This is a genomic window from Thermus thalpophilus (assembly GCF_022760915.1).
In the GTDB taxonomy this organism is placed as follows: Bacteria; Deinococcota; Deinococci; order Deinococcales; family Thermaceae; genus Thermus; species Thermus thalpophilus.
The window spans coordinates 25,610-49,342 of record NZ_JAKTNS010000006.1; the positions used below are offsets into that span (position 1 = coordinate 25,610).

25 protein-coding genes are annotated in these 23,733 nt (G+C 67.9%); 12 read left to right on the forward strand and 13 right to left on the reverse strand.

Annotation, left to right across the window (positions count from 1 at the left end):
• Positions 1 to 702 carry a tetratricopeptide repeat protein gene (locus L0D17_RS03625; RefSeq protein ID WP_243094000.1) on the reverse strand — a complete coding sequence of 234 codons (702 nt, stop codon included), beginning with the start codon at positions 700 to 702 and terminating at the stop codon, positions 1 to 3.
• Positions 703 to 759: 57 nt separating this feature from the next.
• Here L0D17_RS03625 and L0D17_RS03630 point away from each other — a divergent pair, with 57 nt between their 5' ends.
• Positions 760 to 2,217, forward strand: a complete 1,458-nt coding sequence (locus L0D17_RS03630) for a tetratricopeptide repeat protein (protein ID WP_423247946.1) — start codon at positions 760 to 762, stop codon at positions 2,215 to 2,217.
• A 1-nt stretch (position 2,218) separates the two neighbouring features.
• Positions 2,219 to 3,001 (forward strand): SAM hydrolase/SAM-dependent halogenase family protein, encoded by a 783-nt coding sequence (locus L0D17_RS03635; RefSeq protein ID WP_039460144.1) that lies wholly within the window; start codon positions 2,219 to 2,221, stop codon positions 2,999 to 3,001.
• On the opposite strand, the gene surE is transcribed toward L0D17_RS03635, so the two are convergent.
• The 3 genes from surE to L0D17_RS03650 form a co-directional block, all read right to left on the reverse strand.
• On the reverse strand, positions 2,988 to 3,737 hold the full coding sequence (surE, locus tag L0D17_RS03640; RefSeq protein ID WP_039460146.1) for a 5'/3'-nucleotidase SurE: 750 nt from the start codon (positions 3,735 to 3,737) through the stop codon (positions 2,988 to 2,990). The genes L0D17_RS03635 and surE overlap by 14 nt on opposite strands.
• A 58-nt stretch (positions 3,738 to 3,795) precedes the next feature.
• The gene (locus L0D17_RS03645) at positions 3,796 to 4,002 is read right to left on the reverse strand and encodes a cold-shock protein (protein WP_016330342.1); all 207 of its coding nucleotides are present in this window, start codon (positions 4,000 to 4,002) and stop codon (positions 3,796 to 3,798) included.
• A 113-nt stretch (positions 4,003 to 4,115) separates the two neighbouring features.
• A complete protein-coding gene (locus tag L0D17_RS03650; protein WP_243093916.1) occupies positions 4,116 to 4,583 on the reverse strand; it encodes an FKBP-type peptidyl-prolyl cis-trans isomerase in 468 nt (155 codons plus the stop codon).
• A gap of 81 nt (positions 4,584 to 4,664) precedes the next feature.
• On the opposite strand from L0D17_RS03650, the gene cysK reads away from it, so the two are divergent.
• Positions 4,665 to 5,579: a cysteine synthase A gene (cysK, locus tag L0D17_RS03655; RefSeq protein ID WP_243093918.1), complete on the forward strand. Its 915-nt coding sequence runs from the start codon at positions 4,665 to 4,667 to the stop codon at positions 5,577 to 5,579.
• On the opposite strand, the gene L0D17_RS03660 is transcribed toward cysK, so the two are convergent.
• From L0D17_RS03660 to L0D17_RS03680, 5 genes are read right to left on the reverse strand one after another with little or no spacing between them, the layout of a single operon-like run.
• Positions 5,576 to 6,232, reverse strand: a complete 657-nt coding sequence (locus L0D17_RS03660; protein ID WP_243093919.1) for an outer membrane lipoprotein carrier protein LolA — start codon at positions 6,230 to 6,232, stop codon at positions 5,576 to 5,578. The genes cysK and L0D17_RS03660 overlap by 4 nt on opposite strands.
• Positions 6,217 to 7,008, reverse strand: coding sequence for a hypothetical protein (locus tag L0D17_RS03665; RefSeq protein WP_243093921.1), 792 nt, complete (start codon positions 7,006 to 7,008; stop codon positions 6,217 to 6,219). Before L0D17_RS03665 ends, L0D17_RS03660 begins: the two co-directional genes overlap by 16 nt.
• Positions 7,005 to 8,126, reverse strand: a complete 1,122-nt coding sequence (locus L0D17_RS03670) for an ABC transporter permease (protein ID WP_243093923.1) — start codon at positions 8,124 to 8,126, stop codon at positions 7,005 to 7,007. Before L0D17_RS03670 ends, L0D17_RS03665 begins: the two co-directional genes overlap by 4 nt.
• Positions 8,123 to 8,980, reverse strand: coding sequence for an ABC transporter ATP-binding protein (locus tag L0D17_RS03675; RefSeq protein WP_243093925.1), 858 nt, complete (start codon positions 8,978 to 8,980; stop codon positions 8,123 to 8,125). The genes L0D17_RS03670 and L0D17_RS03675 overlap by 4 nt, the downstream gene beginning before the upstream one ends.
• Complete coding sequence (locus L0D17_RS03680) at positions 8,967 to 9,551, reverse strand: TetR/AcrR family transcriptional regulator (RefSeq protein ID WP_243093927.1); 585 nt, start codon at positions 9,549 to 9,551, stop codon at positions 8,967 to 8,969. The genes L0D17_RS03675 and L0D17_RS03680 overlap by 14 nt, the downstream gene beginning before the upstream one ends.
• Before the next feature lie 71 nt (positions 9,552 to 9,622).
• On the opposite strand from L0D17_RS03680, the gene L0D17_RS03685 reads away from it, so the two are divergent.
• From L0D17_RS03685 to L0D17_RS03720, 8 genes are read left to right on the forward strand one after another with little or no spacing between them, the layout of a single operon-like run.
• Complete coding sequence (locus tag L0D17_RS03685; protein WP_243093929.1) at positions 9,623 to 10,285, forward strand: PspA/IM30 family protein; 663 nt, start codon at positions 9,623 to 9,625, stop codon at positions 10,283 to 10,285.
• A gap of 5 nt (positions 10,286 to 10,290) precedes the next feature.
• On the forward strand, positions 10,291 to 10,689 hold the full coding sequence (locus tag L0D17_RS03690; protein ID WP_243093931.1) for a hypothetical protein: 399 nt from the start codon (positions 10,291 to 10,293) through the stop codon (positions 10,687 to 10,689).
• Positions 10,690 to 10,699: 10 nt separating this feature from the next.
• Positions 10,700 to 11,344 carry a hypothetical protein gene (locus L0D17_RS03695; RefSeq protein ID WP_243093933.1) on the forward strand — a complete coding sequence of 215 codons (645 nt, stop codon included), beginning with the start codon at positions 10,700 to 10,702 and terminating at the stop codon, positions 11,342 to 11,344.
• Between the two features lie 7 nt (positions 11,345 to 11,351).
• Positions 11,352 to 13,199, forward strand: a complete 1,848-nt coding sequence (gene dxs, locus L0D17_RS03700) for a 1-deoxy-D-xylulose-5-phosphate synthase (protein ID WP_243093941.1) — start codon at positions 11,352 to 11,354, stop codon at positions 13,197 to 13,199.
• A complete protein-coding gene (locus tag L0D17_RS03705) occupies positions 13,186 to 13,800 on the forward strand; it encodes an MBL fold metallo-hydrolase (RefSeq protein ID WP_243093943.1) in 615 nt (204 codons plus the stop codon). The genes dxs and L0D17_RS03705 overlap by 14 nt, the downstream gene beginning before the upstream one ends.
• Positions 13,797 to 14,786, forward strand: a complete 990-nt coding sequence (locus tag L0D17_RS03710; protein WP_039460168.1) for a hypothetical protein — start codon at positions 13,797 to 13,799, stop codon at positions 14,784 to 14,786. The genes L0D17_RS03705 and L0D17_RS03710 overlap by 4 nt, the downstream gene beginning before the upstream one ends.
• A 38-nt stretch (positions 14,787 to 14,824) precedes the next feature.
• Positions 14,825 to 15,895 (forward strand): TIGR04053 family radical SAM/SPASM domain-containing protein, encoded by a 1,071-nt coding sequence (locus L0D17_RS03715; protein WP_243093944.1) that lies wholly within the window; start codon positions 14,825 to 14,827, stop codon positions 15,893 to 15,895.
• A gap of 28 nt (positions 15,896 to 15,923) precedes the next feature.
• Positions 15,924 to 16,352: a c-type cytochrome gene (locus L0D17_RS03720; RefSeq protein ID WP_039460172.1), complete on the forward strand. Its 429-nt coding sequence runs from the start codon at positions 15,924 to 15,926 to the stop codon at positions 16,350 to 16,352.
• Positions 16,353 to 16,399: 47 nt separating this feature from the next.
• Here L0D17_RS03720 and pyk read toward each other — a convergent pair whose 3' ends face one another.
• The 4 genes from pyk to dnaA form a co-directional block, all read right to left on the reverse strand.
• The gene (gene pyk, locus L0D17_RS03725; RefSeq protein ID WP_039460173.1) at positions 16,400 to 17,824 is read right to left on the reverse strand and encodes a pyruvate kinase; all 1,425 of its coding nucleotides are present in this window, start codon (positions 17,822 to 17,824) and stop codon (positions 16,400 to 16,402) included.
• Positions 17,811 to 19,079, reverse strand: coding sequence for a phosphopyruvate hydratase (gene eno, locus L0D17_RS03730; RefSeq protein ID WP_243093945.1), 1,269 nt, complete (start codon positions 19,077 to 19,079; stop codon positions 17,811 to 17,813). Before eno ends, pyk begins: the two co-directional genes overlap by 14 nt.
• A 50-nt stretch (positions 19,080 to 19,129) precedes the next feature.
• Positions 19,130 to 20,248, reverse strand: coding sequence for a DNA polymerase III subunit beta (gene dnaN, locus L0D17_RS03735; RefSeq protein ID WP_039460176.1), 1,119 nt, complete (start codon positions 20,246 to 20,248; stop codon positions 19,130 to 19,132).
• A gap of 301 nt (positions 20,249 to 20,549) precedes the next feature.
• Positions 20,550 to 21,863 (reverse strand): chromosomal replication initiator protein DnaA, encoded by a 1,314-nt coding sequence (gene dnaA / locus L0D17_RS03740; protein WP_243093946.1) that lies wholly within the window; start codon positions 21,861 to 21,863, stop codon positions 20,550 to 20,552.
• A gap of 52 nt (positions 21,864 to 21,915) precedes the next feature.
• On the opposite strand from dnaA, the gene mnmG reads away from it, so the two are divergent.
• Positions 21,916 to 23,718 carry a tRNA uridine-5-carboxymethylaminomethyl(34) synthesis enzyme MnmG gene (gene mnmG, locus L0D17_RS03745; RefSeq protein WP_423247947.1) on the forward strand — a complete coding sequence of 601 codons (1,803 nt, stop codon included), beginning with the start codon at positions 21,916 to 21,918 and terminating at the stop codon, positions 23,716 to 23,718.
• Positions 23,719 to 23,733: the final 15 nt, after the last annotated feature.

The following is a 23,733-nucleotide window of genomic DNA, read 5'->3' on the forward strand; positions in this document are numbered from 1 at the left end:
CTACTTCAGCTTGGCCAGCTCCTGGCGGGCCCTTTCCTGGTCGTAGCGGTCAGCGGCGGTCTTGGCGGGAAGGGAAAGGGCGGTTTCCAGCTGCTTTTTCGCCTCCTCCTTCTTGTTCCAGGCGGCGAGCACCTTGGCGTACTCCACCCGGTGAATGATGACATTGGGCTCCAGTTCTATGGCCTTTTTCATCAGGGGCTCCACTTTTCCCCCGTCCGCCCCCTGGGTGGCGGCCACCAGCCAGCCCTTTTGCACCAGTTCAAAGTGCCAAAGGGCCAGGGCCACCATGGCCCCGGCATGGTCGGGCTTGAGCTTCAGGGTCCTTTCCAAATCTCTACGGATGCGGGGGGCGAGCCCCTCGGAAAGGGCCTCGAGGATCCCCTTGAACTGGGAAAGCCGCCCCAAGGCGCGGGCCCGCTCAAAGTAGCCCTCCGGGTAGCCCGGATCCTTGGCGATGGCCTGGGAGGCGGCCTTTTCCGCCTTCTCAAACCAGGCCCGCTTCTCTTCAGGCTTGGCCTCGTAAAGGGCGTAGAAGCTCGCCCCCTTGGCCGCCAAGGCCAAGGCCTCCGCGGTGCCCAGCTTGAGGCCCGCTTCATAGGCCTCCTGGAAGCGCCCCGCATCCACCAAGGCCGCCACCTGGGAAGCCTGGGCCAGGGCCAAGGACAAGAGCGCCGATATAAGGATCGCCGTCCATCGCTTCATGGGTTTCACCCGATGGGATTATACCGGGTACAAGACAGGGGACGTAAACTGGAAGCCATGAAGCCTATTTGGGGATGGATGGTTATCCTTTTCCTTCTCGCTCCCCTGGTTCGGGCCCAAGGGGCCGAGGAGTATTTCGCCCGCTGCCAGAGGCTATACGACCAAGGGGCCCTGGAAAGCGCCAAACTCACCTGCGAGCTCGCCTTGGTGAGCGACCCCAACCACGCCCCAAGCCTCCGCCTCCTTGCCCGCATCGCCTTGGAAAAGGGCGACCTAGCGCAGGCGGAGGCTTACCTGGAGCGCTTGGGGGACGACCCCGAGGGCCAGGTCCTGAAGGCGCGGCTCCTTTTGGCCCAGGGGAAGCCGGGGGAGGTCCTGCGCCTCCCCTTGGGGCAGGAGCCCGAGGCGAGGCTGGTGCGGGCCTTGGCCCTCGAGGCCCTAAAGCGGCCGGAGGAGGCCCTGGCCGAGGCCCAAGCCCTCCCCCCCACCCCGGAGGTGCGCCTCCTTTTGGCCCGGCTCCACCTGAGCCTGGGCAACCCCGAGGCGGCCCTATTGGTCTTGGGCTCCACCCGGGAGGAAAGGCTGGAGCGGGGGCGCCTTCTCTTCCTCACGGGGCGGCCCGGGGAAGCCGCTTCGCTTTTGGAAAACCTCCTCCCGGAGCTCTTGGGAAGGCCCGACCTAAAGGCCCAGGCCCTTTCCACCCTGACCCTGGCCTACCTCGGCCAAGGGGACTTGGGCCGGGGGCTTGCCGCCTTGGGGCAACTGGCCCAGGTGGAAAACCTCCCCGGGCGCTTCCTGGCCAAGGCCTGGCCCTGGCTCCTCGCCCTCCTCGCCTTCTTGGTCCTGGTCCTTTTAGGGGAAAGCCGCATTGAGCCCCTGCGCACCGTGGAGGTGGTGGAAGACCCCCTGCCGGGGCCGGGAAGCCTCTACCTCCTGGCCCTCCTCGCCCTCCTTTTGGCCCTGGGCTTCGCCGCTTTTGTGGGCAAGCTCCTTTTCGCCAACCTCCTCGCCTTCCTCACCCCCTACCAGGGGGCGGAGGTGCTCCCGAGCCTCTACCTGGCCTACGGGGCCTTCCTCCTCCTGGGCCTTCTCCTTTGGCAAAGGAAAAGGCTTCCCGCCCTTTTGGGCCCTTGGGGAAGCTGGGTGGAGGGGTTTTGGGTGGGGCCGGCCTTGGTCCTTCTCCTTTTCCTCTATGGCCTCCTCCGCCCGTTTTTAGGCCTATCCACCCTCCCCCTAAACCTCCTCGCCTTCCTGGGCCTGGCCCTCATGGAGCCCTTCTTCCGCGGCCTCGTCCCCCTGGTCTTCAAGGAGCGGTACAAGGACCTTGCCCCCGCCCTTTCCGCCCTCTTTTTCGCCTTGGTGGTGCCGGGGCCCACCCTCCTCCTCCTCCTCCTGGGGGCCGGGCTTCTTTGGGCCAAGGAGCGGGCGGGAAGCGTGGTGGGGCTTAGCCTGGGCTGGGTGGTGGCGGGGGTGGTCCTTTCCCTCTTCCCCGCCCGTTGGCTAAGGCGCTTCTAGCATGCGCCCCGTGTTTTTCCTCTCCGACTTCGGCCTTCAGGACCCCTACGTGGGGGTGGTGAAGGCGGTCTTGGCCCAGAGGGCCCCCGGGGTGCAGGTGGTGGACCTGGCCCACGACCTTCCCCCCCAGGACCTGCGGCGGGCGGCCTACGCCCTCTTTGAGGCGGTGCCCTACCTGCCCGAGGGGAGCGTGGTCCTGGCGGTGGTGGACCCGGGGGTGGGGACGAAGAGGCGGGCCACGGCCGCCCTGGGCCGCCGGGCCTACGTGGGGCCGGACAACGGGCTTTTCACCCTGGCCTGGCTCCTGGACCCGCCCCGGCGGGCCTACGCCTTAGAAGAGCCCGCCCCCCCTCTCCCCCAAGGGGTGGAGCCCTTACCCGGCTGGCGCCCGGGGGGGTTCACCTTCCACGGCCGCGACCGCTTCGCCCCCGCCGCCGCCCACCTGGCCTTAGGGCTTCCCCCGGAAGCTTTGGGTGAGGAGGTGCCGGTGGAAAGCCTTCTCCGCCTCCCCCTAAGCCTCACCCCGGGGCCGGAAGGGGAGGTCCTCACCTTTGACCGCTTCGGCAACGCCATCACCACGCTCCTCCAGGCCCCCTTGGGGGGGTGGGTGGCGGTGGCGGGCAGGAGGGTCCCCATCCGCCGCACCTTCGGCGAGGTGGGGGAGGGGGAGGCGGTGGCCTACCTGGGGAGCGCCGGGCTTTTGGAGATCGGCGTGAACCGGGGAAGCGCCCGGGAGGCCTTGGGCCTAACGGAGGGCCTGGCGGTGCGCCTCATAGGTCCTTGACCCAGGCCGCCACCTCGTCCAGGTATTCCCGGGCGGTGAAGTCCAGGCTCACCGGGGTGATGGAGATGTAGCCCCGCCGCACCGCCCAGAGGTCCGTCCCCTCCTCCTCCTCCCCCACGGGGGTGCCAGCGATCCAGTAGTAGGGCCGGCCCTCGGGGTCTAGCCGCTCCACCACGGTGTCCTCAAAGTGGTGGGTGGAAAGCCGGGTGACCTTCACCCCCTTGGGGGTGCCAGCGGGGAAGTTCACGTTGAGGAGCACCCCTTTGGGCAAGCCCCTTTCCGCCACCAGGCGGGCGATCCTCACCGCGTGGCGGGCCGCCTCGCTGAAGTCCAACTCCTCGCCGGAGGTGTCCAGGCTGAAGGCGATGGCGGGGATGCCCAAGGAGGTGGCCTCGAGGGCCGCGGCCACCGTGCCCGAGTGGGTGAGGTCTAGCCCCAGGTTCACCCCGATGTTGATGCCCGAAACCACCAGGTCGGGCCGCCCCAGGAGGTGCACCCCCAGGACCACGCAGTCCGCCGGGGTGCCGTCCACCCGGTAGGCGGGGATCTCCCCGAAACCTGCGCTAGCCGTGTGCTTGAAGCGCAAGGGGCGGCGCACGGTGATGCCGTGGCCCACCGCCGACTGCTCCACGTCGGGGGCCACCACAAAAACCTCCCCCAAGGCCCGCATGGCCAGGCCCAAGGCCTTGATCCCCGGGGAAAAGATGCCGTCGTCGTTGGAAACCAGGACGCGCATGCCCTAAGCCTAAAGCAAAGGAAGCCCCAAGAGGGGCTTCCCCGAGGGCTTTTACCCGTTAGATGCGGCGGACCTTCTTGGCCTGGGGACCCTTGCCGCCCCGGCCGGGCTCCACCTCAAACTCCACCCGCTCCCCCTCGTTCAGGGTACGAAACCCTTCGGCCTCAATGGCCGAGAAGTGCACGAACACGTCCGGACCCTCTTCCTGCTGGATGAACCCGTAGCCTTTTTCCGCGTTGAACCACTTAACGGTACCCTTCTTCATGCTTCTCCTTCATCCCGAAAACCCACTTGGCTTTCCAGGGACTCCCCACTATCCCACGGGGGGAGGGAAAAGTCAAGCCCCCCGGGAAACCCCGGGGGAGGCTCGGCCTGCGCCTAATGGGAATGACCGCCCTCGTGCACGTGGCCGTGCAGGAGCTCCTCGGGGGTGGCCTCCCGCACCTTCACCACCTCCACGTCAAAGTCCAGGTCCTTGCCCGCCAAGGGGTGGTTGAAGTCAATGGTGACCTCCTCCCCCTGGACCTCCACCACGGTGAGGGGCATGGGGTTCCCCTCCATGTCCTGGGCGTAGAACTGGGCCCCGGGGGCCACCTCGGCGTCCTCGGGGAAGGCGGAGAGGGGCACCACCTGCACCCCTTCCGGGTCGTGGGGGCCGTAGGCCTTCTCCGCCGGCACGTGGGCCTGGAAGACCTCGCCCTCCTCGCGGCCCTCCAGGGCCTCCTCGAGGCCCCGGATGAGGTTGCCGTGCCCGTGCAGGTAGGAAAGCTCCCCCTGGTCCAAGACCTCCCCCTCCACCTGGAGGGTGTAGCGAATGGTGACCACCTTGTCCTGTGCTACCTTCATGTTCACCCTTCCGCAAGCTTAGGGCTTGCTTTCCCTAGGTTAGCAGATGCCCCCCGCCAAGGAAACCCCTATAGTGGGGGTATGCGGGTGGAAGGAGCCATCGGCAAAACCCCCGTGGTGCGCCTCGCCAAGGTGGTGGAGCCGGGCATGGCCGAGGTCTTCGTGAAGCTAGAAGGCCTAAACCCCGGGGGCTCCATCAAGGACCGCCCCGCCTGGTACATGATCAAGGACGCCGAGGAAAAGGGCCTCCTAAAGCCGGGCTCGGGCCAGGTGATCGTGGAGCCCACGAGCGGCAACACGGGGATCGGCCTCGCCATGATCGCCGCCAGCCGGGGCTACCGCCTCATCCTCACCATGCCCGCCCAGATGTCGGAGGAAAGGAAACGGGTCCTGCGGGCCTTCGGGGCCGAGCTCGTCCTCACCGACCCGGAAAGGCGGATGCTGGCGGCACGGGAGGAGGCCTTAAGGCTCAAGGAGGAGCTTGGCGCCTACATGCCTGACCAGTTCAAAAACCCCGCCAACGTGCGGGCCCACTACGAGACCACGGGCCCCGAGCTCTACCAGGCCCTGGAGGGGCGCATTGACGCCTTCGTCTACGGCTCGGGCACGGGGGGAACCATCACCGGGGTGGGGCGCTACCTCAAGGAAAGGATTCCCCACGTGAAGGTGATCGCCGTGGAGCCCGCCCGCTCCAACGTCCTCTCCGGGGGGAAGATGGGGCAGCACCAGTTCCAGGGCATGGGCCCGGGCTTCATCCCGGAAAACCTGGACCTAAGCCTCCTGGACGGGGTCATCCAGGTATGGGAGGAGGACGCCTTTCCCCTGGCCCGCAGGCTCGCCCGGGAGGAGGGGCTTTTTTTGGGCATGAGCTCGGGGGGCATCATCTGGGCCGCCCTCCAGGTGGCCAAGGAGCTCGGCCCCGGCAAGCGGGTGGCCTGCATCAGCCCCGATGGGGGGTGGAAGTACCTCACCACCCCCCTCTACGCCGAGGGCTAGCGGCGCACCACCTGGGCGTCCTTGGGGTAGCGCTTGAGCTGGGCGGGGCTCAGGCTCGCCCGCTTGAACTCCACCACCCTAAGGTCGGCCAAGACCTTCCCCCCCTCGTCCAGGAAGAGGAAGCGCACGGGCCTCGGGTCCGCCTTTAGGACGTAGAGCTCTAGCCGGGCGAAGCCCTGCCCCTCCTTGGCCTCCCCCACCAGCTTCCAGGCCACGCCTTCCGGCAGGCGCTCCTCCCCCGCCAGGTGGAGGCTCACCCGCTCGGAAAGGGCCTTCAGGTCGCCCAGGCCCTGGGGGCTGAAGCCCAGGCCCTGCACCTGGGCTTTCTCCTTGGGGCTGATGACGAGCTGGTTGGTGAGGTAGAGGTAGTTCCACACCTCCTTCTCCGTGACCACGGTGAAGTTCCCCTCCAAGGAGCCCGGCTTCAGGAACTCTATGCGGAAGAGCCTCTCCTTGGGCAGGGCGTAGACCCGGGCCTGGAGGGCTTCCCGGCCCCCGGGGCCTTGGATCTCCCCCTGGACCAGGGCCTGCCAGGGCTCGGAGAGGTTCTTTTCCACCAAGTCCAGGATCTGCGAAACCGACTGGGCCCAGGCGAGACCGAGGAAGAGGGCCAGCCCGAGCGCGGCAAGGATCTTTTTCACGGCCACCTCCATGCGTAGCGGACCCAGGCGTAAGGGGCGTGGTGGTAGCCCGCCTCGAGGCCCAGGTCCCCAAGCCACACCACGAAGCTACCCGCCCAAGGGTAGGAAAGGGTGAGATGGAGGCTAGCCTCCCCTAAGTAAAGCCCCGCCTCCAGCCGGTTCACCCCCCCTAGGCGGAGGAGGAGGTCCAGCACCTCCCCCTCCTCCCCCACCTCTCCCTTAAAGCCCAAAAGGGCGTAGGGCCAAGGGGAAACCCCTAGCCCCAGGGTGTAGGTGGCCTCCGGGCGGAAGGCGTAGCTCCCTTCCAGGCGAAACGCCCCTTCCCACCCCGGTTGCAGGCCGAAGGAGGGGGGGCGGGGAGGGGCGTTTTGGGCCACCTCCAACCCCAAAACCTCCTTGGGGCTCGCCCGGTAGCGCAGGGCAAGCCGCCCGAAGAAGGAGGCCTCGGGGAAAAGGGGCAAGGCGGCTTGGGGCCGGAAACCGAGCCGCCCCTCCAGGGCCACGGGGCCCGCGCCCCCCTCCAGGAAAAGCGCGCCCCCCACGCCCCCCTCCCCCACCTCCCCCTGCACCCCGTAGGCGAGGAACCCCAAGGGCCCCAAGGAAAGGCTCCCCAGGTAGCCCAAAGCCCCCCGCCCCACCTGCCCCTTGGCGTACACCTCCCCTTCCCCCAAGGAGAAGGCGGCCTCCAAAGCCGGGGTCAAGCCGCCCGGCGCCCCGTAAAGCCCCGCCTCCAGCCGCCCCTGGGCCAGGGCGAGGCCCAAAAGGAGGCAAAGCGCCCACGCCCTCATACCGCCGCCTGCCTTTGGAAGCGGGCCGAGGCCAAGAAGAGGACCAAGGCGGAGAAGAGGGCCAAGGCCAGGAGGTGGGGCCAGAGCACCCCCCACCCCACCCCTTTGAGCATCACCCCCCGCAGAACCTCAATGAGGTAGCGGGCGGGCACAAGGTAGGAAAGCGCCTGGAAGAAGCGGGGCATGCCGTCTATGGGGAAGACGAAGCCCGAGAGGAAGATGGTGGGAAAGGCGTAGGCGTAGGTGCCGAAGACCGCCTGCACCTGGGTGCGGGCCAGGGTGGAGATCAAGACCCCGGCGGCCAAGGAGCCCAACACGAAGAGGAACATGGCGAGGAGGAGGAGAAGGAGGCTTCCCCGCACCGGCACCCCGAAGACGAGGTGCCCCAAGGCCAAGACCAAAAGGGCCACGGCGAAGGCGATGACCAAGTAGGGCAGGACCTTGCCCAAAACCATCTCGTGGGGGCGCAAGGGGGAGGCCAAAAGGCTTTCCATCATGCGGCTTTCCGCCTCCCGGACGATGGAAAGGGCGGTGAGGAGCACGGTGAACATGGTGAGGACCAGGCCGATGATGCCGGGGATCATGAACCAGGCGGTCTTGTTGTACGGGTTATAGAGGGTGTGGAGGGTGGGGCTCAAGGGGGGCAAGACCGCCTCCCCGGAAAGGGCCCGGCCCACCAGGATGCGGGCGTTCACCTCTTGGATGGCCTTGCGCAAGGCGGCCTGGGCCTGGAAGGCGAAGTTGGGGTCGGTGCCGTCCACGTAGACCTCCAGGTTCACGCTCTCCCCCCGGCGCACCTTCGCCAGGGCACCTTCCGGCACCACCAGGCCCACCCGGGCCTGGCCCCGGTCCACCGCCGCCACCACCTCCTCGGGGCTTTGGGCCACCACCTTCAGGCGGAAGCGGTTATCCCGGGTGAGCTCTTGCAGAAGGGTTTGGCTGATGCGGTCTTGCGACGCGTCGTAGACCGCCAGGGAAATGTTCTCCAGGGTGAAGTTGATGGCGTAGCCGAAAAGGAGGAGCATCAGGGTGGGCAGCAAGAGGATGAGCCGGGGCAGGACGTGGTCCCGCCGGATCTGCAAGAACTCCTTTTCCGCCAGGGCCAGGATGCGGCTCATGCCTCCCCCTTGGTGTAGACCAGGAAGACGTCCTCGAGGGTGGGCTCCGTGGGCGTGGCGGGGAAGGGCGGAACCACCCCTTTCCGCAGGACCAGGCGCACCCCGTGGCCGCTGGGCCAGGCGTCCAGGCACCCCTCCACCCGCCGGGCCTCGGCCAGGGTCACGGGGGCGAAGTAGAACCCGGCCCGGGCCTTGGCCTCGGCCTTCAGCTCCTGCGGGGTGCCCAGGGCCAGGACCCGCCCGGCGAAGAGGAGGGCGAGGCGGTGGCAGCGTTCCGCCTCGTCCATGTAGTGGGTGGTGACCAAGACCGCCGCCCCCCTTTCCGCCTCCTGGTGGATGAGGTCCCAGATGGCCCGGCGGGAAACGGGATCCAGCCCCGTGGTGGGCTCGTCCAGGAAAAGGACCTCCGGGCGGTGGACCACCGCCTGGGCCAGGGCCAGCCGCTGCCGCCAGCCCCCGGAAAGGTGGCCCGCCAGGGCCTTGGCGTAGGGCAGGAGGCCGAAGCGCGAAAGCGCCTCCTCCGCCAGCGCCCTCGCCTCCTTGGGCCGATAAAGCCGGGCGCGGAAGCGGAGGTTCTCCTCCACGGTGAGGTCGCGGTAGACGCTTTGCTCCTGGGTGGCGTAGCCGATGCGCGCCTTGACGGCCCAAGGGGCCCGCACCACGTCCAGCCCCGCCACCACCGCCCGGCCCCCATCGGGGCGCAGGACCCCGGTGAGGACCCGCACCAAGGTGGTCTTCCCCGCCCCGTTGGGGCCCAGGAGCCCGAAGACCTCCCCTGGGCGCACGGAAAGGCTCACCCGGTCCAGGGCCCTAACGCCGCCAAAGCTTCGCGTGACCTCCTCAGCGTGCACCATAGCGTCCCTCCAGATACCCCCGCACGTAGGCCTTTGGGTCCAAGGGAAGGCGCACCCCCAAGGCCTCCCCCAGGAGGAAGCGGGCGAAAAGGGGGCCCACGAAGGCCAAGGCCAGCTCCTCCGGGGGCTCGTCCGCCCGCAAGAGGCCCGCCCCCTGCTTGGCCCGGAAGAAGGCCAAAATCCGCTCCAAGGCCAGCCCCATCCCCCTCGGGGGGCCCTCCGCCAGGAGCTCGGGGTGGCGCAGCAACTCCGCCAACAGCTTGGGCAGGAGGGCCCGGTGGGCCTGCAAAAGCTCCAAATAGGCCTCCAAGAGGGCGGAAAGCCCTTCCTCCAAGGGAGCCTCTTCCCTTGGAAGCCGCTCCAAGAAACCCCGAGGGAAGAAGGCGGCCACGGCCTTCCGCAACAAGGCCTCCTTGCTCCCGAAGCGGCGGAAAAGGGTCACCTCGCTCACCCCCGCCCGCCGGGCCACCTCCTTGGTGGTGGCCCCGCGGTAGCCCCGCTCCGCCAAAAGCTCCAGGGCGGCTTGGAGGAGGCGGGCCTCGAGGGGGTCGGCTTCCGCAAGCAAGCGCATACTTACAGGGCCAGGCTACCCCCGGCCTAAGACCCCGTCAAGGGTGTGGCATACTGGACCTGGAGGCCAGCATGACCCTACTTGACCGCATCGGACGCCTGATCCGGGCGAACCTGAACGAGCTTCTGCGCCGGGCGGAGGACCCGGAAAAGATCCTGGAGCAAGCCCTTTTGGACATGAAGGAAGCCCTCAAGGAGGCGCGGGAGCAGGTGGCCGCCGCCCTGGCCGAGGGCAAGCGCCTGGAGCGGGAGGTGGAAAGCCACGAAAAGGAAGCCGCCCTCTGGGAGGAAAAGGCCAAGGAGGCGCTCAAAGCCGGCCGGGAGGACCTGGCCAAGGAGGCCCTGCGGCGCAGGAAGCGGGCCTTGGACCTGGCGGAAGGCTTCAAAGGGCAACTGGCGGAACACAAGGCCCTCACCGAGCGGCTCATGACCCAGCTCAAGGCCCTGGAGGCCAAGATAGACGAGGCGGAGGCCCGGAAAAAGCTCCTCCTCGCCCGCAAGAAAGGGGTGGAGGCGGCGGAGGCGGTGCGGCGCATGGAGTCCCGCCTGGAAGGGCACCCCGCCCTGGAGGCCTTTGAGGAGATGGAGGCCCGGATCCTGGCCCTGGAAGACCGGCACGAGGCCCTAAAGGCCCTAGACGGCCAGGACCTGGAAAAGGCGCTCGCCGCCTTGTCCGGGGAAATGGAGCTGGAGGAGGAACTTCTCCGGCTCAAGCGGGAGCTGGGCCAAGGCTAGCCCCCATGCCCTGGGTGTTGGAAGCCCTGCTCCTCCTCCTTGCCTTAGCCCTCCTCTTCCTCCTGATCCGACCCCGCCCCGAAGGCCTGGACTGGGCGCGGGCGAAGCTCAAAGACCTCCTGGACTGGTCCGAGGTGGAAGGCGCCCTGAACGCCCTATCCCGGCGGGAGGCGGAGCTAAAGGAGGCCCTCCAAGCCCCCCACCTCCTCCCGGAAACCCAAACGGCGCTATCCCGGGCCCTCATCCAGGTCCAGGAGGAACGGAAACGGCTCCTCGCCCTCCTGGAAAGCCTGGCGGCGGAGCGGGCCCTCCTAAGGGGCGGTCCACGGGAGGCCCAGGAGCTAAGGGCCCGGCTCCAGGACCTCCGGGAAGTGTTGGCCAGCCTACGGCGGGAGGCGGGGTAAACTCCCTACCATGAGGCGGTCCCTTATGGCCCTTTCCCTTCTCCTCGCCGCCTGCGCCCCCCAGGTGACCCAGGCCCCCGAGGCCCGGCCCTTCCTCCGGAGCGAGGCCTTCTACCCCAGCGCCACCGGGCTGGAGTGGGTGTACGTGCCGGAGGGGGAGCCCATCACTTCTCCCCCCTACCGGGTGCGGGTGGAAGGCCCCGCCCTTTACGAAGGGCAGGAAGCCCTCCGTTTCCGCGCCCTCGGCCGAGGGGAGGACCGGGTTTACTACCGCCAGGTGGGAGCCTTTGGCGTGCGGCTCCTGGGCTTCCAAGACCCCTCGGCCCGGGTGGTCTTCACCCCGCCCCTCCTGGAGTACCCCCCAGAAGGCCTCCTCGCCCCCGGCTACCGCTGGGGAGGGAGGGTGGAGGTGAAGGTAGAACTCCTCTCCCCCTCGGGCCGGGAGCCTTTGGCCCAAGGCCGCCTGGACTACGCCATGGAGGTGCTGGAGGAGCGGGAAGTACGGCTTCCAGCGGGGACCTTCCGCGTTTACCGCATCCGCCAGGTCTACCAGGACCAGGCGGGGCAGACGGCCTACGAGGTCTGGTTCGCCCCACGGGTGGGGGAGGTGCGCACCCGGGAGGGGCGCATCCTGGTGGAGCGCAACTTCCAGTGAGGTGGGTATGGTCCTGGATAGGGTAAATAGCCCCGAAGACCTGAAGCGGCTTAGCCTGGAGGAGCTCCAGGCCTTGGCCGAGGAGATCCGGAGCGAAATCATCCGGGTCACGGCGCAAAACGGCGGCCATCTGGCGAGCTCCCTAGGGGCGGTGGAGCTGATCCTGGCCCTGCACCGCGTCTTCCACTCCCCCAAAGACCGCATCCTCTTTGACGTGGGCCACCAGGCCTACGCCCACAAGCTGGTCACAGGGCGGAAGGACCGCTTCCACACCCTGAGGCAGGAAGGGGGCATCTCCGGCTTCACCAAGGTCTCGGAGTCCGAGCACGACGCCATCACCGCCGGCCACGCCTCCACCTCCTTGGCCCAGGCCCTGGGCATGGCCCTCGCCCGGGACCTCCTGGGGGAGGACTACCACGTGGTGGCGGTGATCGGGGACGGGGCCTTGACGGGGGGCATGGCCCTGGCCGCCCTCAACAAGATCGGCGAGCTGCAAAAAAGGATGCTCATCGTCCTCAACGACAACGAGATGAGCATCTCCGAGAACGTGGGGGCCCTCAACAAGTACTTCAAAGAGCTCCAGATTAGAAAGTGGGTCCAAGACATGGAAAAGCTGGGGAGGAGTGTGCTTGAGCGCATCTCTCCCCAGCTTTTTGGCCTGGTGGACCGGGCCAAGGAGGCGGCCAAGCTCATCCTCCACCAGGAAAACCCCTTCTACGCCTGGGGTCTGCGCTACATCGGCCCCGTGGACGGCCACGACCTGAAAGGCCTCGTGCACATCCTGGAACACCTCAAGGCCCTGGAGGGCCCTACCCTCCTCCACGTGGTCACCAAGAAGGGCAAGGGGTACAAGGTGGCGGAGGCCGACCCCATCTACTGGCACGGCCCCCCGGGGTTTGACCCCAAGAAGCCGGAGAAAGTATCCAAGGGCTACTCCTGGAGCCAAGCCTTCGGGGACGCTGTCACCGAGCTCGCCCACCGGGAGCCCCGGCTCTTCGTCATCACGCCCGCCATGCGGGAGGGCTCGGGGCTCGTGCGCTACTCCCTGGAGCACCCGGAGCGCTACCTGGACGTGGGCATCTGCGAGGACGTGGCGGTGACCACGGCGGCGGGCCTGGCCCTAAGGGGGATGAAGCCCATCGTGGCCATCTATTCCACCTTCCTGCAAAGGGCCTACGACCAGGTGATCCACGACGTGGCCATAGAAAACCTCCCCGTGGTCTTCGCCATTGACCGGGCGGGCATCGTGGGGGCGGACGGGGCCACCCACCACGGGGTCTTTGACATCGCCTACCTCCGCACCGTCCCCAACCTGCAGATCGCCGCCCCTAAGGACGCCTTGGAGCTAAGGGCCATGCTCCAAAAGGCCTTGGAGCTGGGCGGCCCCGTGGCCATCCGCTACCCCCGGGACAACGTGGAGCGGGCCCCCGAGGGGGTGTGGCCCGAGATCCCCTGGGGGAAGTGGGAGGTGGTGAAGGAGGGGACGGAGGTCTACATCCTGGCCTTCGGCAAGACCCTGCGGTACGCCCTCGAGGCCGCAGGGGACGACCCCAGGGTGGGCGTGGTGAACGCCCGCTTCCTAAAACCCCTAGACCGGGAGATGCTCCGGGAGCTCGCCCGCTACAAGCTCCTCACCGTGGAGGACCACCAGCGGATGGGGGGGTTCGGAAGCGCCGTGTTGGAAGCCCTGAACGAGATGGGCCTGAAGCCCGAGGTCAAGGTCTTAGGGCTTCCCGACCGCTTCTTTGAGCACGGGACCATCCCGAGCCTCCACCGCCAGGCGGGCATTGACGCCGAGGGCATCCGCAAAGCCCTGGCGGAGATGGGCCTCGCCCTCGTCCATGAACGGGCCTGAGCGCCTGGCCTTCGCCGCCAACCTGTACCGCATCCCCCTGGAGGGGGGCTACTTCCTGGTGGACGCCGGGCTTCCCTGGGAGGCAAACCGGCTCCTCGCCCGCCTGGCCGAACCCCCCCGCTTCCTCTTCCTCACCCACCACCACCTGGACCACGCCGGGGGAGCAAGGACCCTTTGGGAGCGGTATGGGCTAGCCGTCTACGCCCACCCCCAGGAGTGGCCTTACCTCACGGGGGAAAAGCCCCGCCCGCCCCTCCCCATCCCCCTCCTGGGCCACCGGCTCGCCAACCTGGCCCCACCCCTCCCCCAAGAAGCCCTCCGTCCCGCGGAGGAGGGGATGGAGCTTTTCGGCTGGCGGGTGGTCCACCTCCCGGGGCACACCCTGGGCCAGGTGGGGCTTTTCCGGGAAGGGGTGCTTCTGGCGGGGGACGCCCTGAGGGGCAAGGGCCTCCCGCCCCGCCTCATCAACGAGGACCACGCCCTGGCCAGGCAAACCGTGCGCAAGATCCTGGACCTGGGGGCCAAGCGCATCTACCTGGGCCACGGCGGCCCCCTCACCCGGGAAGCGGTGGAGGCGCTGGCCCGTAAACTGGGCGTATGAGAAAGCTCGCCGCTTTTGGGCTATTCCTCCTTTGGGCCTTGGCCCAGGAGGTGGTGGTCTACCCGGGCTTCGCCGAGGTGAAGGAGCCCGTGCGCCTTCCCCCTTCGGCGTGGGTGTACCTGGCCGGGGAGAAGCTCGCCAAAATCGTCCCCGGCTCCTTGCGGCTTTTGGGGGTGGAGGAGGAGGAAAGGCTTTTCCAGGGCACCGCGGTCCTCTTCCGCTACCGGGGGGAAGGGAAGGCTTGGCTCCGCTACCTCTACACCGGGCTCACGGGGGAGGTCTTCTACACCTTGGAGGAGGGCCGGCTCACCGCCTGGGCCAGGCTCAGGCTGGAAGGGGAAGCTTTGGAAGCCCAGCGCCTGGTCCTCCTTTTGGGGGAGGTGAACCTCCTTCCGGCCAAGGCCCTCCCCGAGGCCGCCCTCCGCGCCTTTGGGGAAGTTCCGGAAAATCCCTTCGGCCTCTTCCGCTACGAGCTACCCCCGAGGAAGCTCCTCCCCGGCACCACGGAAATCCCCTTCCAAAGGGCCCTGGTGGCCCCCACCCGCCTCCTCCGCTACCAGGGCCCCTTCCGCACCGAGGCCCGCATCCCCCTGGAGCGGGGCTACCGCTTCCAGGCCCCCTTTCCCTTGGCCCCCAGCGCCTCGGAGGTGGTGGAGGAGGGGCTTTTCCTGGGGCAGGGCCGCCTTCCCGCCACCCTCGAGGGCAGCACAGCGGAGCTCTGGCTTGGGCAAGACCCAAGGGCGCGCCTTGAACGCACCTTCCGCCTCCTCACCCAGTCGGAGCAGGAGGCCACCTACCTGGTGGAAACCCGCCTGGAAAACCCCTACCCTTACCCCGTGACCCTGCTCCTGGCCGAAAGCTTCCCCAAGCCCTTCCGCCTGGACTTCCCCGGGGCCACGCCCCTCCCCGAGGGCTACCGCCTGGAGCTTCCCCTAAAGCCCAAGGAGGCCAAAACCCTGGCCTACCGCCTCACCCTTCCCCGCTAGGGACACCTGCCCCTTCGCCCTCCTCCTACCCTAGGGGCATGAAGCCCGACCTCCACCGCTTTCCCCTCCTGGTGGCCTGGGAGATGACCAAAGCCTGCCTCCTCGCCTGCCAGCACTGCCGGGCCTCCGCCGTGCCCGACCCCCTTCCCGACGAGCTTTCCACCGAAGAGGGCCTGAAGCTCCTCGGGGAACTCGCCACCTACACCCCCAAGCCCATCCTCCTCCCCACCGGGGGCGACCCCTTGGCCCGCCCCGACCTCTTCCTCCTCCTGGAAGAAGCCCAACGCCTGGGCCTCAAAGTGGGGATCACCCCCGCGGTGACGCCCCGGCTCACCCGGGAGGTGGTGGCCCGCTTCCACGCCCTGGGCGTCCACCAGATGGCCATCTCCCTGGACGGGGCAAGCCCCGAGGCCCACGACGGCTTCCGCGGGGTTCCGGGCACCTTCGCCCGGGCCCTAAAGGCCCTCACCTGGGCCCAGGAGGTGGGGCTCATGACCCAGGTGAACACCACCGTTACCCGGCGCACCGCCAAGGAGCTCCCCGGCATCGCCGAGATCCTGGCGGAAAAGGGCGTGGCCACCTGGGAGGTCTTCTTCCTGGTGCCCGTGGGCCGGGGCGCCTTGCTGGAGCAGCTCTCCCCCCAAGGGTACGAGGAGGCGATGCACCTGCTTTACGAGCTTTCCCGCCGCTACCCCTTCAAGGTGCGCACCACGGAGGGCCCCATGTTCCGCCGGGTGGCCCTGGAACGCCGGCGAAAGGAAGGGGGAGGGGACGGGGCCTTGGTGGGCGAAGGACGAGGTGTCCACCTCTCCGACGGCTTTGGCTTCGTCTTCGTGGCCGCCAACGGGGAGGTCTATCCCTCCGGGTTTTTGCCCCTATCGGCGGGCAACGTGCGGCAGCGGCCGCTTCTGGACATTTACCAAAATAGCCCCCTATTCCGGGAGTTGCGCAACAAAACCCTCCTCAAGGGCAAATGCGGGGTCTGCGAGTACCGGGAGCTTTGCGGGGGTAGCCGGGCCCGGGCCTTTGCGGAAACCGGGGATTACCTGGCGGCGGACCCCCGTTGCGCCTATCTCCCCCGGGCCTGGGGACAAATGCCCCTGGCCTAGGGCAAGAAGGCCCCCCTATTCTGGAAACATGAAGCGGCTTCTTCCCCTCCTCCTCGCCCTCGGCCTCCTCGCCCTAGGCCAAAGCCCTGGGGCCAAGCTCTACTCCGCCAACTGCCAAACCTGCCACCAGGCCACGGGCCAGGGCATTCCCGGGGCCTTCCCGTCCCTCACCCACCTGGACAAGGTGGTCCAGGCCAAGGGGGGCCGGGAATACCTCATCCGAGTGGTCCTTTATGGCCTCCAAGGCCCCTTGAGTGTGGAGGGCAAGACCTATAACGGGGTCATGCCTCCCTTCCGGCAGCTCAAGGACCAGGAGGTGGCGGACCTCCTCAACCACGTCCTCACCACCTTCGCCAAGTCCAAGGCCAAGCCCATCACCGCCCAGGAGGTGAAGGCGCAAAGGGCCAAGCCCCTTTCCCCGCAAGACGTGCTCAAGTCCCGTCCCCCGGTCAAGTAGACCGGCGTAACTCCCTCCCCCCGGGGCCAAAAGGCCCCGGGCCTCTTTCAGCTCACCCGTTCCACCCGGATGAGGTTGGTGGTCCCCCGCACCCCAAAGGGCACGCCCGCGGCGATGACCACCCGCTCCCCCACCTGGGCGAGGCCTAAGGCCTTCACCTCGCGCAGGGCGATGCGCACCATGTCGTCCGTGTCCTGGGGGTCCGGGGCCAGGTGGGGTAAAACGCCCCAGACCAAGGCCAGCTGCCGCTTCACCTCGGGGCTAGGGGTGAGGGCCAGGATGGGCACCTGGGGCCGGGTGCGGGCCACGCGCCGGGCGGACCCCCCGGTGGCGGTGAAGACCACGATGGCCCTGGCCCCCACCGCCTCCACGATGTCGTCCGCCGCCTGGGCGATGGCGTCTTGGGTGGTGGGGGTAGGGGCGGGGCGCAGGACGTTGAGCTTCTGCAAAAACTCCGGGGAGGATTCCACTGCCTTGGCGATGCGGGCCATCATGGCCACCGCCTCCACCGGGTAAGCCCCGGCGGCGGTTTCCGCCGAGAGCATCACCGCGTCCGTCCCGTCAAAGATGGCGTTAGCCACGTCGGAGGCCTCGGCGCGGGTGGGGCTTGGGCTTTGCACCATGGACTCCAGCATCTGGGTGGCGGTGATCACCGGCTTCCCGGCGGCGATGGCGCGGAGGATGAGGCGCTTTTGCACGATGGGAACCTCCTCCAAGGGCATCTCCACCCCCAGGTCCCCCCGGGCCACCATGATGCCATCCGCCTCCTCGAGGATCTCCTCAAAACGTTGCACGGCGGAGGGCTTCTCAATCTTGGCCATGAGCTTGGCCCGCGAGCCGTAGCGGGAAAGGTAGTGCCGGGCGAGGAGGAGGTCGTCCCGGGTGCGCACGAAGGAAACCGCCACCCAGTCCACCCCGAGCTCCGCCCCCAGGGCCAGGTCCTGGATGTCCTTTTCCGAGAGGGCGGGGATGGAGAGGTCGGCCCCGGGGACGTTGATCCCCTTGTGGTCGGAGAGGACGCCCCCCACCTCCACCCGGGTGTGGATCTCGTCCCCTACAACCTTTTCCACCCGGAGGCGGATCCTGCCGTCGTCCAGGAGGAGGACCTGGCCCGGGACCACGTCCTCGGGAAGGCCGCGGTAGGTGAGGGAAACCTGCGTCTCATCCCCCTCCACGGGCTTCCTTGTGAGGATGAAAGTCTGCCCCGCCTTGAGCTCCACCCGCCCTTCCCGGAAGCGGCCGACCCGGATCTTGGGGCCTTGCAGGTCCTGGAGGATGGCCAGGGTCTTGCCCAGTTCCTCCTCCACCTCCCGCACCAGGGCCACCCGCTCCTTGTGGTCCTCAGGGGTGCCGTGGCTGAAGTTGAGGCGGAAGACGTCCACCCCCGCCTCCGCCAGGGCCCGGATCACCTCCTTGGTGCTGGAGGCGGGCCCCAAGGTGGCCACAATCTTGGTGCGCTTAAAAAGCCCCATAGCCTAGGTAGCGGGCCGCCTGGCCCAGCGCCTCTTCAATGCGCAGGAGTTGGTTGTACTTGGCCAGGCGGTCGGAGCGGGAAAGGGAGCCCGTCTTGATCTGGCCGGCGTTCACCGCCACCGCTAGGTCGGCGATGAAGCTATCCTCGGTTTCCCCGGAGCGGTGGCTGATCACCGCCCGGTACCCGGAGCGCTGCGCCAAGCGGATGGCCTCGAGGGTCTCGGAAAGGGTGCCGATCTGGTTCACCTTCACCAGGATGGCGTTGGCCACCCCCCGTTCAATGCCCTGGCGCAACCTTTCGGGGTTGGTGACGAAAAGGTCATCCCCCACCAGCTGCACCCGGTTGCCCAAGGTTTCGGTGAGAAGGCGCCACCCCTCCCAGTCGTCCTCGGCTAGGCCGTCTTCTATGGAGCGGATGGGGTACTTCTCCACCCAAGAAGCCCAGAAGGCCACCATCTCCTCGGAGGAGAGAACTTTGCCTTCCCCTTCCAGGTGGTACTTGCCGTCCCGGTAAAACTCGCTCGCCGCCGGGTCCAAGGCCAGGGAAACCTCTTCCCCCGGGGTGTACCCCGCCCGCTCAATGGCGAGGAGAAGAAGCTCCACCGCCTCCTCGTTCCGCTTGAGGTCGGGGGCGAAGCCCCCCTCGTCCCCCACGTTGGTGCTGTAGCCCCGCTCCCGCAAGACCCCCTTCAGGGCGTGAAAGACCTCGGCCCCCATCCTCAAGGCCTCGGCGAAGCTTTTAGCTCCCGCGGGGACCAGCATGAACTCCTGGAAGTCCAAGCGGTTGTCCGCGTGCTTGCCCCCGTTGATCACGTTCATGAGGGGAACGGGCAGGATCACCCCCTGGACCCCCCCCAGGTAGCGGTAAAGAGGAAGCCCCAAGGCTTCCGCCGCCGCCCGGGCCGTGGCCAAGGAAACGGCCAAGATGGCGTTGGCCCCCAGGTTGGCCTTGTTGGGGGTGCCGTCCAGCTCCAGCATGGCCCGGTCCACCCCTTCCTGGTCCAAGGCGTCGCGGCCGATGAGCTCGGGGGCGATGCGCTCTGCGATGTTTTCCACCGCCCGGCGCACCCCCTTGCCCAGGTAGCGCCGCCCCCCGTCCCGTAGCTCCAAGGCCTCGTGGGTGCCCGTGGAGGCCCCGGAAGGCACCATGGCCCGCCCCCGGGCTCCCCCTTCCAGCTCCACCTCGGCCTCCACCGTGGGGAAGCCCCTGGAGTCCAACACTTCCCTCGCCTTGACGCTTACGATCGTGGTCATGGGTTTCCTCCCGCGGCGTGGAAACGCTTCACGCCCCCCTGGTCCTTAGCTTACACCCTTAGGGGGACCACCACCGCCTGGTAGCCCGAGCCTTCTTCCGCCGGGCGGACGAGGCTTGGGCTGGTGGGCCCGGAAAGCCATAAGGCCGCCTGGCCCGCCACGGGGCCCAGGGCCTCCAGGAGGTAGCGGGCGTTGTAGGCCACCGCCAGGGGCGTGCCCTCCAGAACCACGGGGAGCTCCTCCTGCCCCTTTCCGTAATCCCCCTCGGCGGAGAGGAGGACGCGGCCCTCTTGGAAGAAGAGGTCCACCCGGTGGTTCTGCCGGTCCGCCAGGACGCTCACCCGCCGCAAGGCCTCGCGGAAGGCCTCGGCCTCGAGGGTGGCCCTCAGGGGAAACTCCTTGGGGATCACCCGCTCGTAATCGGGGAACTCCCCTTCCATGAGCTTCACCGCCAGGCGCACCCAGCCCTCCCCCTCCCGCGCCGCCAAACCCAAGGTGCCGGGACCCAGGGCCAAGACCACCTCCCCGGCCCCCACCCCCTTGAGGACCCGGGCCACCTCGTCCACGCTGCGGGCGGGCACCACCGCCTTCTTCTGGAAAGGCTGAGGCTTGGGCAGCTGGTAAAGGGCCAGGCGATAGCCGTCCGAGGCCACGCTGCGGACACCCCTTTCGGAAAACTCCAGCTGCACCCCGCGGAAGATGGCCCGGTACTCCTCGTGGCTGGCGGCGTAGCGCACGTGGGTCAAGGCCCGGAGGAACTCCTCCACGGGCAAGGTGGTCTGCCATGGGTACACCTCGGAAGGGATGGGTTCGGGGAAGGAAAGCTCCGGGTAGCCCTCGGTGGGGGCGAGGGCGAGCCGGGTGCGGAAGCTCCCCGAGGCGAGCTCCAGATCCCCCCCCAAAACCAGCTCCACCCGCTCCCCGGGAAGGCTCCGCACCAGCTGGAAGAAGGGCTGGGCGGGAACAAGGTAGCGCCCCTCCCCCTGGACCTCGGCCGGGAGGCCGGCCTCGAGGTCCACCTCCCCGTTGCTCCCAAAGAGCACCAGGGCGTCCTGGCCCAGGGCCAGGCCCAGGTAGGTGAAAAGAGGGTTGGAGCTGCGGGAGGGAATGACCCTCTCCAGGAAGGAAAGGCGTTCGGCCAACAGGTTTTTGGGAAGAATTACACGCATTACCGGTTCCTCCTCTTAACTGCTACTATGACTTGATCTTTTAAAGATTTAAAAGATCCGTAGTCGTAGTAGTAGGGCCTGTGGATATGTGGAAAAGGGGACAGAAGTGCCGTCCTGGACGGGAAAAGGCCTGTGGATAACTCCTGTGGATAAGTGGCCCTAGCTTGTGGATAACGTGTGGATAACTGGCGAGTTATCCACAGCCTCCCGGAGGGACCCAGTTTTCCACAGCTTGTCCACAGGGTTATCCACAGGAAAAGCCCAGTTATCCACAGGGTTATCCACAGGTTATCCACAGGGGTCATACCAGGGCCTCCTTGAGGCGCCGGAGGAGGCTTTGCACCTCCCGGTCGCTTTCCGCAAGCTCTTGGATCTTCTGGATGGCGTAGAGGACCGTGGTGTGGTCCCTGCCGCCGAAGAGCTGGCCGATTTCTGGCAAGGAGGCGCGGGTGAGCTCCCGCACCAAAAACATGGCGATCTGGCGGGGAAGCACCACCTCCTTGCGCCGCCCGCCCCCCACCAGATCCTCGGGGCGGAGGGCGAAGTGCTCCGCCACCTTGCGCACGATCTCCTGGGGGTCCACCTCCACCTCCCGGGGGGCGAAGATGTCGGAAAGGGCCTTGGCGGCCACGGCCCGGGTGAGCTCCACCCCGTTTAGGGAGGCGTAGGCGATGGCCCGCATCAGGGCCCCTTCCAGTTCCCGGATGTTGGAGGTCACCTGGCGGGCGATGTACTCCAAGACCTCCTCGCTCACCCGTAGGCCCCGTTGCTCGGCGTTCATCTTCAGGATGGCGATGCGGGTTTCCAGGTCCGGGGGTTGGATGTCGGTGATGAGGCCCCACTCAAAGCGGCTCCGCAGGCGGGCCTCGAGGGTGAGGATGTCCTTGGGGGGGCGGTCGGAGGAGAGGATGATCTGCTTGTGGGCCTCGTAGAGGGCGTTGAAGGTGTGGAAGAACTCCTCCTGGGTGCGCTCCTTTCCGGCGATGAACTGAATATCGTCCACCAGGAGGAGGTCCACGGAGCGGTAGCGCTCGCGGAACTCCGTCATCCGGTCCTCGCGGATGGCGTTGATGAGCTCGTTGGTGAAGGTCTCCGTGGAGACGTATTCAATCTTCAGGTGGGGAAAGCGTTTGGCCACCGAGTGCCCCACGGCGTGCATCAGGTGGGTCTTGCCCAGGCCCACCCCCCCGTAGATGAAGAGGGGGTTGTAGGCCCGCCCCGGGGACTCGGCCACCGCCACCGCCGCGGCGTGGGCCATGGAGTTGTTGGGCCCCACCACAAAGTTCTCAAAGGTGTACTTGGGGTTGAGCTTGGGTTGGACGGGCTCGGGGGAGGGGGCAGCCTGGAAGATGTCCTCCTGCACCGGGTTGCCCGGCACCACCTTGAGCTCAAACCGCGGGGCCTGGGCGCCCAAGAGGCTCAGGCCCTCCTGGATGAGCTCGGCGTAGTGGCGCCGGATCCAGTCCAGGGCGAAGGAGGTGGGCACGGCCAGCTCCAAGACCCCGTCCCGGATGCCCAGGGGGCGGATCCGCTCAAACCAGGTGTGGTACTCCACCTCGGTGATGTTGCGGCGGATGTGCTCCAGGACGTGTTGCCAAACGGCCTCGTGGGTCAAGGCTACCCCCCAGCGTTCCGGAGGAACATTCTACGCCAGGCCCTGGGCTAAAGTGGAGGGCGGGATGGGGTACGACGTGGTGGTGGTGGGTGGAGGGCACGCCGGCCTCGAGGCCGCCTGGGCCGCGGCGGCCTTGGGGGTGCGGGTCGCCCTGGTCACGGTGAACCCGGAACGCATCGGCACCATGCCCTGCAACCCCGCGGTGGGGGGGCCGGGCAAGAGCCAGTTAGTGGCGGAGGTGGTGGCCCTGGGCGGGCTCATGGGCCGGGCGGCGGACGCCACCGCCATCCACACCCGGGTCCTGAACCGCTCCAAGGGCCCCGCGGTGCAAAGCCTTAGGGTCCAGGTGGACCGGGACCTCTACGCCCTGAAGGCCCAGGAGATCCTGGCGGAAAGGCCCATAGGGGTCCTCCGGGGGGAGGTGGCGGCCCTTTGGGTGGAGGGGGGAAGGCTCCTCGGGGTGCGCACGGTGGACGGCCGGGGCATCCCCGCCAAGGCGGTGGTGGTGGCGGGGGGGACTTTCCTCGGCGGGGTGGTCTGGTACGGGCGGCGCTCCCGGCCCGCGGGGAGGCAGGGGGAACCCCCGGCCCGCTTCCTCTCCCAGAGCTTGAGGGCGGTGGGGCACACCCTGCGCCGCTTCAAGACGGGCACGCCCCCCAGGATCCGGGCGGACTCGGTGGACTTTGCAAGCCTCGAGGTGGTGCCCCCGGAGGTGCCCCCGGGGAGTTTCACGGAAAACCCCGGGCCCTACGCCGCCCGGCTTCCCACCTGGCAGACCCGGACCACGGAGAGGACCCACCGGCTCATCCGGGAAAACCTGCACCTCTCCCCCCTCTACGCCGGGGACATCGTGGGGATCGGGCCCCGGTACTGCCCCTCCATTGAGGACAAGGTGGTGCGCTTCGCCGACAAGGAGAGCCACCTCCTCTTCGTGGAGCCCGATGGCCTTTCCACCAGCGAGGTCTATTTGCAGGGGTTTTCCTCCAGCCTTCCCCCTGAGCTCCAGGAGGAGATGGTGCGAAGCCTCCCCGGCTTTGAGCGGGCGGTGATCCAGCGCTACGCCTACGCCGTGGAGTACGACAGCCTGGACCCCACGGAGCTCACCCGGGGGCTTCAGTCCCGCTTCCTTCCCGGGCTCTTCGCCGCCGGCCAGGTGAACGGGACCTCGGGCTACGAGGAGGCGGCGGCCCAGGGGCTTTTGGCGGGGCTCAACGCCGCCCGCCACGCCTTGGGCCTTCCCGAGGTGCACCTTCCCCGGGAAAGCGGCTACATCGGCGTCCTGGTGGACGACCTGGTGGGCCGGGGAACGGACGAGCCCTACCGCATGATGACCTCCCGGGTGGAGCTCCGCCTCCTCTGCCGGGCGGACAACGCCGACGAGCGCCTCACCCCCCTGGCGGTGGCCTGGGGCCTCAGGCCCAAGGAGGATCTGGAGCGGGTGGAGGCCAAATACCGCCGGGTGGCAGAGGAGCTCAAGCGCCTCGAGGCCTTACGGATAGAGGGGGTGAGCGGCCTCCACTGGCTCAGGCGGCCGGAAAGCACCTACCAGGCCTTGGCGGAGCGCTTCCCCCCGCCCGAACCCCTGAGCCCCGAGGAGGCCTACCAGGTGGAGGTGCGGGCCAAGTACTCCGGCTACATAGAGCGGCAGGAGAAGCTTAGGGACAAGATGCGGGACCTCGAGGCCCACCCCATCCCCGAGGGCCTGGACTTCCCCAAGGTGCCGGGCCTTTCCCGGGAAGCGGTGGAGAAGCTTTCCCGCCTCCGTCCACGCACCCTGGCCGAGGCGGCGCGGGTTCCGGGAATCCGCGACTCCGACCTCACCGCCCTCCTCGTCCACCTGCGGAGGCTCGCCTGATGTTTCCCGTGAAAC

Coding starts and splice junctions, on each gene's coding strand:
- L0D17_RS03625 (WP_243094000.1), bottom strand. CDS start 702: ATGAAGCGATGGACGGCGATCCTTATATCGGCGCTCTTGTCCTTGGCC.
- L0D17_RS03630 (WP_423247946.1), top strand. CDS start 760: ATGAAGCCTATTTGGGGATGGATGGTTATCCTTTTCCTTCTCGCTCCC.
- L0D17_RS03635 (WP_039460144.1), top strand. CDS start 2,219: ATGCGCCCCGTGTTTTTCCTCTCCGACTTCGGCCTTCAGGACCCCTAC.
- surE (WP_039460146.1), bottom strand. CDS start 3,737: ATGCGCGTCCTGGTTTCCAACGACGACGGCATCTTTTCCCCGGGGATC.
- L0D17_RS03645 (WP_016330342.1), bottom strand. CDS start 4,002: ATGAAGAAGGGTACCGTTAAGTGGTTCAACGCGGAAAAAGGCTACGGG.
- L0D17_RS03650 (WP_243093916.1), bottom strand. CDS start 4,583: ATGAAGGTAGCACAGGACAAGGTGGTCACCATTCGCTACACCCTCCAG.
- cysK (WP_243093918.1), top strand. CDS start 4,665: ATGCGGGTGGAAGGAGCCATCGGCAAAACCCCCGTGGTGCGCCTCGCC.
- L0D17_RS03660 (WP_243093919.1), bottom strand. CDS start 6,232: ATGGAGGTGGCCGTGAAAAAGATCCTTGCCGCGCTCGGGCTGGCCCTC.
- L0D17_RS03665 (WP_243093921.1), bottom strand. CDS start 7,008: ATGAGGGCGTGGGCGCTTTGCCTCCTTTTGGGCCTCGCCCTGGCCCAG.
- L0D17_RS03670 (WP_243093923.1), bottom strand. CDS start 8,126: ATGAGCCGCATCCTGGCCCTGGCGGAAAAGGAGTTCTTGCAGATCCGG.
- L0D17_RS03675 (WP_243093925.1), bottom strand. CDS start 8,980: ATGGTGCACGCTGAGGAGGTCACGCGAAGCTTTGGCGGCGTTAGGGCC.
- L0D17_RS03680 (WP_243093927.1), bottom strand. CDS start 9,551: ATGCGCTTGCTTGCGGAAGCCGACCCCCTCGAGGCCCGCCTCCTCCAA.
- L0D17_RS03685 (WP_243093929.1), top strand. CDS start 9,623: ATGACCCTACTTGACCGCATCGGACGCCTGATCCGGGCGAACCTGAAC.
- L0D17_RS03690 (WP_243093931.1), top strand. CDS start 10,291: ATGCCCTGGGTGTTGGAAGCCCTGCTCCTCCTCCTTGCCTTAGCCCTC.
- L0D17_RS03695 (WP_243093933.1), top strand. CDS start 10,700: ATGAGGCGGTCCCTTATGGCCCTTTCCCTTCTCCTCGCCGCCTGCGCC.
- dxs (WP_243093941.1), top strand. CDS start 11,352: ATGGTCCTGGATAGGGTAAATAGCCCCGAAGACCTGAAGCGGCTTAGC.
- L0D17_RS03705 (WP_243093943.1), top strand. CDS start 13,186: ATGAACGGGCCTGAGCGCCTGGCCTTCGCCGCCAACCTGTACCGCATC.
- L0D17_RS03710 (WP_039460168.1), top strand. CDS start 13,797: ATGAGAAAGCTCGCCGCTTTTGGGCTATTCCTCCTTTGGGCCTTGGCC.
- L0D17_RS03715 (WP_243093944.1), top strand. CDS start 14,825: ATGAAGCCCGACCTCCACCGCTTTCCCCTCCTGGTGGCCTGGGAGATG.
- L0D17_RS03720 (WP_039460172.1), top strand. CDS start 15,924: ATGAAGCGGCTTCTTCCCCTCCTCCTCGCCCTCGGCCTCCTCGCCCTA.
- pyk (WP_039460173.1), bottom strand. CDS start 17,824: ATGGGGCTTTTTAAGCGCACCAAGATTGTGGCCACCTTGGGGCCCGCC.
- eno (WP_243093945.1), bottom strand. CDS start 19,079: ATGACCACGATCGTAAGCGTCAAGGCGAGGGAAGTGTTGGACTCCAGG.
- dnaN (WP_039460176.1), bottom strand. CDS start 20,248: ATGCGTGTAATTCTTCCCAAAAACCTGTTGGCCGAACGCCTTTCCTTC.